Annotated in this window: 9 protein-coding genes; 3 read left to right on the forward strand and 6 right to left on the reverse strand. The window is 38.1% G+C overall.

The window, feature by feature from the left end:
- Positions 1-99 precede the first annotated feature (99 nt).
- The 3 genes from ACWITO_RS03095 to ACWITO_RS03105 all read right to left on the reverse strand — a co-directional run bounded on the left by ACWITO_RS03095 (position 100) and on the right by ACWITO_RS03105 (position 5,085).
- A complete protein-coding gene (locus ACWITO_RS03095; RefSeq protein ID WP_448528546.1) occupies positions 100-2,058 on the reverse strand; it encodes an MBOAT family O-acyltransferase in 1,959 nt (652 codons plus the stop codon).
- An 89-nt stretch (positions 2,059-2,147) separates the two neighbouring features.
- Positions 2,148-2,744, reverse strand: coding sequence for a Holliday junction branch migration protein RuvA (ruvA, locus tag ACWITO_RS03100; protein ID WP_448528547.1), 597 nt, complete (start codon positions 2,742-2,744; stop codon positions 2,148-2,150).
- 46 nt (positions 2,745-2,790) lie between these two features.
- The gene (locus tag ACWITO_RS03105; RefSeq protein ID WP_448528548.1) at positions 2,791-5,085 is read right to left on the reverse strand and encodes a PAS domain-containing sensor histidine kinase; all 2,295 of its coding nucleotides are present in this window, start codon (positions 5,083-5,085) and stop codon (positions 2,791-2,793) included.
- Between the two features lie 135 nt (positions 5,086-5,220).
- Between ACWITO_RS03105 and ACWITO_RS03110 the strand changes: the two genes are divergently transcribed.
- Positions 5,221-7,182, forward strand: a complete 1,962-nt coding sequence (locus tag ACWITO_RS03110; RefSeq protein WP_448528549.1) for a KUP/HAK/KT family potassium transporter — start codon at positions 5,221-5,223, stop codon at positions 7,180-7,182.
- A 37-nt stretch (positions 7,183-7,219) separates the two neighbouring features.
- Here the strand turns inward: ACWITO_RS03110 and rplT are convergent, their stop codons facing one another.
- The 3 genes from rplT to ACWITO_RS03125 form a co-directional block, all read right to left on the reverse strand.
- A complete protein-coding gene (gene rplT / locus ACWITO_RS03115) occupies positions 7,220-7,573 on the reverse strand; it encodes a 50S ribosomal protein L20 (RefSeq protein WP_448528550.1) in 354 nt (117 codons plus the stop codon).
- A 98-nt stretch (positions 7,574-7,671) separates the two neighbouring features.
- Positions 7,672-7,866 carry a 50S ribosomal protein L35 gene (rpmI, locus tag ACWITO_RS03120; protein WP_101357908.1) on the reverse strand — a complete coding sequence of 65 codons (195 nt, stop codon included), beginning with the start codon at positions 7,864-7,866 and terminating at the stop codon, positions 7,672-7,674.
- 81 nt (positions 7,867-7,947) lie between these two features.
- Entirely contained in the window at positions 7,948-8,376 is a 429-nt protein-coding gene (locus tag ACWITO_RS03125) for a PaaI family thioesterase (protein WP_448528551.1), read from the reverse strand.
- A 392-nt stretch (positions 8,377-8,768) separates the two neighbouring features.
- Between ACWITO_RS03125 and ACWITO_RS03130 the strand changes: the two genes are divergently transcribed.
- Both ACWITO_RS03130 and ACWITO_RS03135 read left to right on the forward strand, forming a co-directional pair.
- Positions 8,769-9,140, forward strand: coding sequence for a DUF6686 family protein (locus tag ACWITO_RS03130; RefSeq protein WP_448528552.1), 372 nt, complete (start codon positions 8,769-8,771; stop codon positions 9,138-9,140).
- Positions 9,141-9,151: 11 nt separating this feature from the next.
- On the forward strand, positions 9,152-9,424 hold the full coding sequence (locus tag ACWITO_RS03135) for a (2Fe-2S) ferredoxin domain-containing protein (RefSeq protein ID WP_448528553.1): 273 nt from the start codon (positions 9,152-9,154) through the stop codon (positions 9,422-9,424).
- Positions 9,425-9,553: the final 129 nt, after the last annotated feature.

The following is a 9,553-nucleotide window of genomic DNA, read 5'->3' on the forward strand; positions in this document are numbered from 1 at the left end:
TTTAATAATAAAGCAATTATATTTAATTATAAAAATGGAGAGATAATTTTCGCAACTAATACCGGACCACAGCCCGAAGGTATAGAATATTATGATAATTTAATTTTTACAGCAAACTCTGCATATGGAGATTTTAACTGGACGCATCCCGATGCCGAAACTATTTCGGTAATAGATATAAACACTCGAAAAGAAATAAAAAAAATCAAAGCAAACGTAAATGTAATAGAATTGAAAATAAATAAAAGGCTGATTTTGCAAAGAACATACTTGGTAATAGAAAAAAATAATCCATAAAGAAATAAAGACAGCTTTTGCCCATTCGGGGCTTTGGACAAATTTTTCTTGCAAAAAACTTTTCCACTTGGCAGGAAAAAGGTATAAAAAGTAAGCCAGAACTATCACTAAAAAGACTTTATGATAGGCTACCAGTATTTCTGCTGCATTTTCCCAAGCAAATTGCTTGGTGATTTTGAGCAGTATAATTTGAGCTACCTCAAAGGCAGAAATCATTTTACCATTACCTACTTCAATAGGATTTGCTCTAAAAAATATCCAAGCCAAACATACAAAATGAAATGTAAGAATTTGAGAAAGAAAGTTCCAAACTTTACTTTTCTGCAAAGCAAGTTTTTCGGCAATGGGCATCCAAGACTTATGTACCCCCAAAGCCAAGCCGTGCATAGCTCCCCAAACAATAAAACGCAAGTCGGCTCCGTGCCACAGCCCCCCCAAGAGCATTGTAAGCATAAGATTGGCATCGGTGCTTAGGGTGAGTCTTCGGCTACTGCTCCAAATTGCCGAAAGCCACATCAAAAAAACAAACACAATGCTAAAAAAACTAATCAGGGCTTGTTGGGTATAGAGAAATCCCGCCCAAACAACTAAAATATGCAAACCTGCATAACCCCAAAAATCTTTGAACTTACGAATCCATAAAAGCCAAAAAATAGCACTCAAACCTCCAAAAACAAGTGAAGCAGGCTCTAATCCGTCTAAAAGCAGTGCAATGGCTATGCCTACCCACAGCATAAGATACGTGAAAAATGATGCCTTACGATTGCCCCCCAAAGAAATATACAAATAGTCGCGAAGCCAAGAGGATAATGAAATATGCCAACGCCGCCAAAATTCTGTTATATTGGTACTATGATAGGGCTTTAGGAAGTTCAATGGCAAGCGGAAGCCCAAAAGCAAAGCCAAACCTGTCGCAATATCGGTATAACCTGAAAAATCAAAGTAAATTTGCAAGGCAAAGCCATACACGCCCAAAAGATGCTCAAAACCTGAATACGTGTAAGGGTTTTCAAAAGTGCGACTTGCCCAATTCAAACTAATATAATCGGCGAGAATTTTTTTGGTCATTCCTGCAATAATCAGCCAAAAAGCCCGACCTATTTCCGTTTTTTCTACCGAATAAGGCTCTTGGATTTGGGGTAAAAACTCCGTAGCACGTACAATAGGACCTGCTACCAACTGCGGAAAGAAACTCACAAAGAGTGCAAAATCTTGCAGATTCCGAGTAGCAGATATTTTACCTCTATACACATCAATCGTATAACTTAAAGTTTGAAACACATAAAACGAAATGCCCACAGGCAAAAAAATCTGACTAACTTCAAAGTTTGAGCCTGTAAGCACGTTTGAAAGTTCTGCCAAATAATCTTTGGCAACCCAATTCGTTCCCAAAAGCCTATTCAAAAAATTAGTAAGCAAGTAGGCATACTTATAGTAGGCTAAAATACCCAAATTACAAAGCACGCTCAAAAATAAAAAAATGTTTTTAGTGAAGCGTTTTTGGGCTTTTGCAATCCAAAGAGCAAAATAAAAGTCGGTAAGGGTGCTAAAAATAAGAAGCCAAAAATAAAAGCCACTGGATTTGTAGTAAAAGAAAAAGCTAAATACAAGCAAAATAAAATTTCGTAAAGCAATTTTTCGGTAGGTGATAGAAAATAGTAGAAAAAGCAAGCCAAAGGCTATCCAAAAACTTTCTTGCAGAAAGTCCCAAGGGGTAGTAGAATGATAAGCGAAGAAGTTGAAAAAGTCTTGTAAAGTCAAGAAATTTATATTTTTTGCCAAAAATCAATTACCTAAATCCTGTTTCCCTATTGCAAATGAAACCTTTGGGTTATCAAAATTGTATTACGCTACATTTTCAGGGCTAATTTGATAACTTCCTCTACGGTAGCATTGCCATCTTTGAGTTTGAGAATAGCTTCTACATTTTTTTCAGCAACATTGCGAGCAAGCCCTAAAACAACGAGTGCCGTAATAGCTTCTTCTTTTACAGACCTGTAAAAAGGTATGGGTTGGGCAGTTTTTCCGCTTTCTACGAAAAACTCTTTTTTCATTTTGTCTTTAAGTTCCAAAACAACCCTTTGAGCCGTTTTTGCTCCTATACCCTTGATAGCCTGCAAGGTTTTAATATCTTCGTTGGCAATAGCTTGCTGAATTTCGGTAGGGCTTGCCGAAGAGAGCATTACTAAAGCTGTATTTGCTCCAATGCCCGAAATATTGATAAGCTCTAAAAAAAGTTTCTTTTCTGAAAGTTCTGCAAAGCCAAAAAGATTATGAGCATTTTCTTGCACCTGCAAATACGTATGCAAAAAGGCTTCTTTTTCTACTTCGCCAAGCAAGCCAAAGGTATGCAAGGAAATTCTGATAAAATATCCTACGCCTGCGGTTTCAAGAATAGCGTGTGTGTGTTCTTTGTGCGTTAGTATTCCACGAATATAGGCAAACATTGAAAGTTGAAGGTTTAGAGTTCAAAAGTTGAAGTATTTGAGGTTACTACTGTTTTTTCAGGTTAGGAATGATGAAATGAATTTTTGTTCCTTTGCCAAGTTCTGACTCCAAAGAGATTTCCCCACCTAATTTGTGGATAGCTTCTTTTACAATGTATAAGCCCAAGCCCGAACCAGCGAGCATATCATTGGCTCTGTAAAACATATTAAACACTTTATCCAAGTGGTCTTTATGAATACCTATGCCATTATCTTGTATGCTTACCTTGGCTTGTTTGCGTGTGATTTCTACGTTTACATCAATGAAAGGCTCTTGCTGACGCATATTGGCATATTTGATAGCATTGGAGAGCAGATTGTTGAAAACAATATTCAAACGGCTTTTATCGGAGTAAAAGGGTATTTTACCCTTGATTTCAACGAGTTTTGAAATGCGTTTGGAATTTTCCATATAATTGTACTGCTCAAAGCAGTTTTCAATGAGTTCTTGAAATTGAATTGCTTCGGGCTGAATATCCAAACGAGCATTTCGGGAATAGTCCAGAATATCTTTGATAAAATTATCCAAGCGGCGAATACTTTTTTCTTGCAAACTCAAATATTCTTGAATTTGGGACATATTGTCGGTCATTCGGGCAAGTTGAATAAGCCCTAAAAGCGAGGAAATAGGGGCTCTGAGGTCGTGAGAAACGCTATACACAAACCTATCCAGCTCCGAATTGGCTTTGCTTAGCTCTTCATTCGCCTGACGAATTTTTTCCTCGGCTATTTTTCTTTCGTGAATATCCAAGGTAATACCCGAAACCCCCAACAATTCGCCATTTTCTCTGATAGCTTGGGCTTTGGTCAGAAACCACTTGTAATTATCCAAATTTTTTTGATATTGACGAAGTTCTAACTCGTAATTATCAATTTCTCCTGCAATTACTTTATCAAAATATTCGGCGAGTTTATTAGTATCCTCGGGGTGAATGTAGGCTTTAAGCTCTTGGCGGTCTTTGGGGGCTTTGTCGGTATCGGGGTTCATTCCAAAAGAAACAAAAGTTTGCCTTGACCAAAAAATTTCACCTGTTTTGGCATTGATGTACCAAGAACCCATTTTAGCAAAAGTTTGAGCATCTTCAAGTACCTGATTGGCTTTTTTGAGTTCATTTTCTTTTTGGCGAACCAGTTCCAAAGTGTTTTTCAGGCGTTCTTCGCGTTTGGCAAGCTCTTCGTTGAGGCGTTTTTCGGTTTCAAGTGCCTGAATAATTTTCTCCTCTGCCAGGGTTTGTTGCGTTACGTTGTGTATAATCACTAAAACGGCATTGATAGTAGGCTCACGAAGCAGGTTTTTGGCTTTTATTTCCATCCAATGAGCCGAGCTATCTTTATACACAATGCGGAAAGTAGTACGAAAGAGTTTTCGGCGGGTATTGATGACTTCAAAAAAGATTTTTTGAGCAAGCGAAGAATCGTAAGGGTGTACTAAATCAAAAAAATTCTCGCCGTGTAATTCATTGCTCTGAAAGCCCCAACTTTTATGAGCCGCAGGCGAAGCGTATAAAATGGTAGCGGCTTCATCAAGCAAAAGTACCGAATCTTCTAAATTTTCAATGAGCAATTGAAACTTTTTATTCTGACTATCCAACAGCTCCTCTACAAATTTATCCTGACTGCTAATATCTCGGAAAATAACACAAACATAAGACTCCCCCTCATTTTCATCATAAAAAACTTCTGCTTTTACGGGCATTGTAGAGCCATCTTTTTGCAAAAAAAGCGAAATCATTTCGTAAGGCTCGGGGCTACGCTGTTTCACTTCAATCAGAAAGCGTTTCCAAGTATTAGGGTTTTTCTGTTGGGCTAAATCATTTTCTATTTCTGAAAATTTTTTGCTACGAATTTCCTCTAAACTATTGTAACGCAAATATTTGAGAGCAGAACTATTGGCTTGCAAAATATTACTACTTTCTACATCTACAAACAAAACGCCTTCGCTGATTTCTTGGAGAACTTTTTGCAATTTGGGAGCAATGTGGCTTCCTGTTTCCGAAACTTGCAAATAAATAGACCAAAGCCATTGTTTAGGCTCTGCGAAAGGAACGATTTGCGTAAAAAGAGGCTTTCCCGAAATTTTGTAGCCCAAATCGCCTATCCAAGTTTGTTCAGGCAATTTTTCTACAAAAACATCATTGAGGCAATTATCTAAAAAGTTGAACTTACCGAAATTTTTGCTTGAAATCTGGAAAAGTTGCTGGGCTAAAGCATTGGCTTGCAGAAGCACTCCCTTTTCATTGATAATTATCCCCGCACACGTATCTCCTAATGCATTGAGCATTTGTTCTGCTACTGAAAGCATAGCAAGGTTTGTTTATGGTGTTTTGAAATAATTTTATGCGTTTTTTGCCCGATTTTTTTCAAAATCTGCTGAAAAAGCCTTTAATTTGGCACTAAAATACAAATTTTTTGAAAAAACAACCATAAAATTTCAGTTATGGGACACGACCAAAAAGATTTACACAAATTTTCTGTAGCGGGGGCTTTGGTTACGCTGGGTATTATTTTCGGAGATATAGGAACTTCACCGCTTTACGTGATGTCGGCGGTTATCAGCACAATTGAAAAAAATGGGGGAGTAGCAGACAAAGATTTTATTTTCGGAGCAGTTTCGGCGGTTTTCTGGACGCTCACAATGCAAACTACACTTAAATATGTAGTGATTACCTTGCGAGCCGATAACAAAGGCGAAGGTGGGATTTTTTCGCTCTATACGCTGGTACGCAGGCGTGCCAAATGGCTGGTAGTGGTCGCTATGATAGGCGGTTCTATGCTTCTTGCCGAAGGAATTATCACACCCCCCATTTCGGTAGTTTCAGCCATTGAAGGTTTGCGTCAAATCAATCCTGATATAGAAGAGACACATATTTTGGTATTGGCTACGCTGATTATCACTTTTATTTTCTTTCTGCAACGTTTCGGAACCTCTTTTGTGGGCAAAAGTTTCGGTCCTATTATGCTCGTGTGGTTTAGTATGTTGGGAATTTTGGGAATTTTTCAAATTTTGCGTTATCCTGAAATTCTGAAAGCTATCAATCCCTATTATGCCTACCAAATGCTTACAAAAATGCCCAATGGCTTTTGGATACTTGGGGCGGTTTTTCTCTGTACCACAGGGGCAGAGGCTTTGTATTCAGATTTGGGGCATTGTGGTAGAGGAAATGTGCGGGTAAGTTGGAGTTTTGTGAAAACAATGCTTTTGCTAAATTATTTTGGGCAAGGGGCTTGGCTTATTTCACAAACGAAAATCAAGAGTGGTATCAATCCTTTTTATGGTATAATGCCCGAATGGTTTGTATTTACAGGAGTGATTATCGCCACACTTGCGGCAATTATTGCCAGCCAAGCCCTTATTTCGGGTTCATTTACGCTTGTCAGCGAGGCAATACGACTCAATCTTTTCCCCAAACTTAAAATCAATTACCCTTCTAAATTCAAAGGACAGCTTTATATTCCAAGTGTGAATACAATGCTCTATTTGGGTTGTGTGGGGGTGGTTTGGTTTTTCAAAGAATCGGCGGCGATGGAAGCGGCTTATGGGCTTTCGGTAAATACTACAATGCTGATGAGTACCATTCTGCTTTCTTACTTTTTGCAATCAAGGCGTGTGCCTCGGTGGGGAATAGCTATTTTTTTGATGATTTACGTTGCCATAGAGCTATCTTTTTATTCTACCAACCTTATCAAATTTGCTCACGGTGGTTATGTAACGTTTGTAATTGCTTCGGCGATTGTTTTTGTGATGTGGGTGCGTAGCCGAGCTGTGGAAATCAAACGCAGGCTGACTGAATATGTGAAAATTACTGACTATTTGGAGCAAATCAAAGAATTGAGCAAAGACATCAGTGTACCCAAATATGCTACGCATCTTGTTTTTTTAAGTACAATGCGAAGCGATGATAAGGTAGAGCAAAAAATTATCTATTCTATTTTGCAAAAACAGCCCAAACGTGCCGATATTTATTGGTTTGTGCATATTGAAGTAACAGATGAGCCTTATACAATGGAATACCGAGCCAAAATTCTTGCCGATAACGATTTGGTGAAAGTAGAGTTTCGTTTGGGATTCCGAGTAGAGCAAAAAGTTAGTTTATTCTTGCGGTTGGTTATTCAGGATATGGTACGCAATGGCGAAATAGATGTACGCAGTCGTTATCATTCGCTCAAAGGCAGAAACGTAATTGGCGATTTCCGTTTTGTAATTTTGGAAGAGGTGCTTTCTTCGGATAACGATTTGCCCTTCATTGAACAATTTATTCTCAATACCGATATAAGCATCAAAAACCTGACGGCTTCGCCTGAAAAATGGTTTGGCTTGGATACCAGCCTTGTTACCATTGAAAAAGTGCCACTGGTTATCAATCCTATTCGTGATATAACCCTGACAAGGGTGCAATAAAAACAAAGCCTCTGTTTGTGGCAGAGGCTTTATTTTTTTATGCTGATTGCTTTACTTTATCCACAACCGCCTTGAAGGCTTCGGGGTGGTTCATTGCCAAATCAGCAAGTACCTTTCTGTTCATTGCTAAACCTGCCTTGTTGTACATACCCATAAAACGCGAGTAGGAAAGTCCATACTGACGCACACCCGCATTGATACGAGCTATCCAAAGGCGGCGGAAATCTCTTTTGCGTTGCTTTCTATCGCGATACGCATATTGCCAAGCTCTTTCTACGGCATTTTTGGCAACCGTCCAAACGTTTTTACGTCTGCCAAAAAAACCTTTGGCAAACTTCATCATTTTTTTTCTTTTAGCACGAGAGGCTACTACATTTACTGAACGTGGCATAATTTTTTGTTGTTTTTTGATTTTTGGCGTTGCAAAAGCAAACTTTTAGCCAAGAAATCGGGTGAAACCATAGAACCAAATAAAATTTTTTGTGTGAATTACAGATTCAAAAGTGCCTTCACACGGGGCATATCGGCATCAGAAACAAGTGTAAAATGCGACAAACGACGCTTTTGTTTGGTTTCTTTTTTGGTAAGAATGTGGTTTTTGTAAGCGTGCTTGCGACGAACTTTACCTGTGCCTGTGATGCGAAAACGCTTTTTCGCACCCGAATTGGTCTTTACTTTGGGCATTTTCGTACAAGTTTAGTTGAACAGAAATTTTGAGGGGGCAAATTTAGTAAAAAATTTTTCTTCTGCCAAAATCTATAAGGATTATTTTGGCAAAAGATTAAGCATATTAGAAGTGGCTTGGGCAATCAGCGAGCCGTTGAGGTGTAAAATTTCCCCTTTCATCTGAATAATTTGTCTGCCTTTGCGAATAGCAGAGGCTTTGGCTACAATGGTATCACCTTTTTGGGCTTTACCAATAAAATCTATCGCTAAATTGATGGAAACCGAAGGATAGGGTTTTTCCATTGCCGCTACCGTCATACCAATTACTTCGTCCAAAATAAGGGCTTGCACGCCTCCGTGCAAAAGTCCCAAAGGGTTACACATATCTTCACGAACCAAAATGTGCATTTCGGCAGAACCTTCCTCAATCTGTTTGAGCGTTCCGTTTATCCATTTCAGTACAGGAGGAGCAAAATCAGGTATAGGCTGATTGATAAAACTTTGAAGTGTCTGTAAAATCGGATTCATAGATTTTGAAATATTAGGGAGCAAAGGTAAGAAAATTCACTTTTCTTTTGCCAAAAATTTATGAAATCAATTTTTGGTATGGTTCATTTGTAATTGGTTAGATATGGTGTGCAGTAAGGAAACATAAGCAGGATTTTAGAAAATAGATGTCGGACAGAAAAAAATTGGAGATAAAGCTCTTAAAGGCTTGAACATCAAACGCTGAACTTTTAGAACGTAAATAATTACGTTCATTCGGTAGCAATCAATCTTTTAGCACACAATATCTGATAGAAAAAACAACAAGTAAATTCCTGTCAATATTGCAAATCATCTAAATTAAGGTATAAAATCATCTGTTTTTATTTGGATTTTTTCTAAATAGTTTCTATCTTTGTTAAAAATTTGTGAAAATGGAAAGTAAAGCATCGTGGATAGAGCTGTATCGCAATAAGAAGGGGGCTATCTATCAGTGCGAAAATACTCATCGTTTTGTGGTAGAATTTGGCGGTACAAGCACTTTTTTTACCTTTCAGCAGTTCAAAGATTTTGGGCGGGTGATTGCTCAAATCAATTTGAATGTAATGTTGGAACGCATTGAAAGAGCCTTTGATGTAGAAATTATCTATCTGCCCCAAAATGACCAAATCTATCAGTTAGAAATTTGTGAAGTTTATTATCTGAAAGATTTGCTTGCAGGGGCAAAGGCTTTTTTGGAGCTAAATAGCCTTTTGCACGAACTTGGCATTAGTGCTTTTGAAACAGAAAATTGTTCTACTGCTTAAACATTTGAAAAATGGGCAAAAAATATGAAATTCCTTCCCAAGTAGTTTGTATGTGTATGGGAAGCAAATGCCGAAAATATAACAAAGACTATTACAAAGATTTGAAAGATGCTCTCAAAAAAAGCCATTTGCATCATCAGGTAGAAATTTTGAAAACAGATTGTACAGGACGCTGTAAATTAGCTCCTGTGGTTTGCTTTCAGCCTCAGAATCGCTGGCTCATAGATTTTTCTGAAAAAGAGTGGCAAAATAACATTCAGGAACTATTGGAAATTAAACTATAAAACGAAAAAAGGGCTTTGATGCAAAGCCCTTTTTATTTTTTACCCCATCAGTTGAGCAATAAGGCTGGCACTAAATATGGTGAGCATTGTCCAACCGATTACCCCTTCTATCACTACCAAATACCTTGC

Source organism: Raineya sp. (assembly GCF_053497555.1).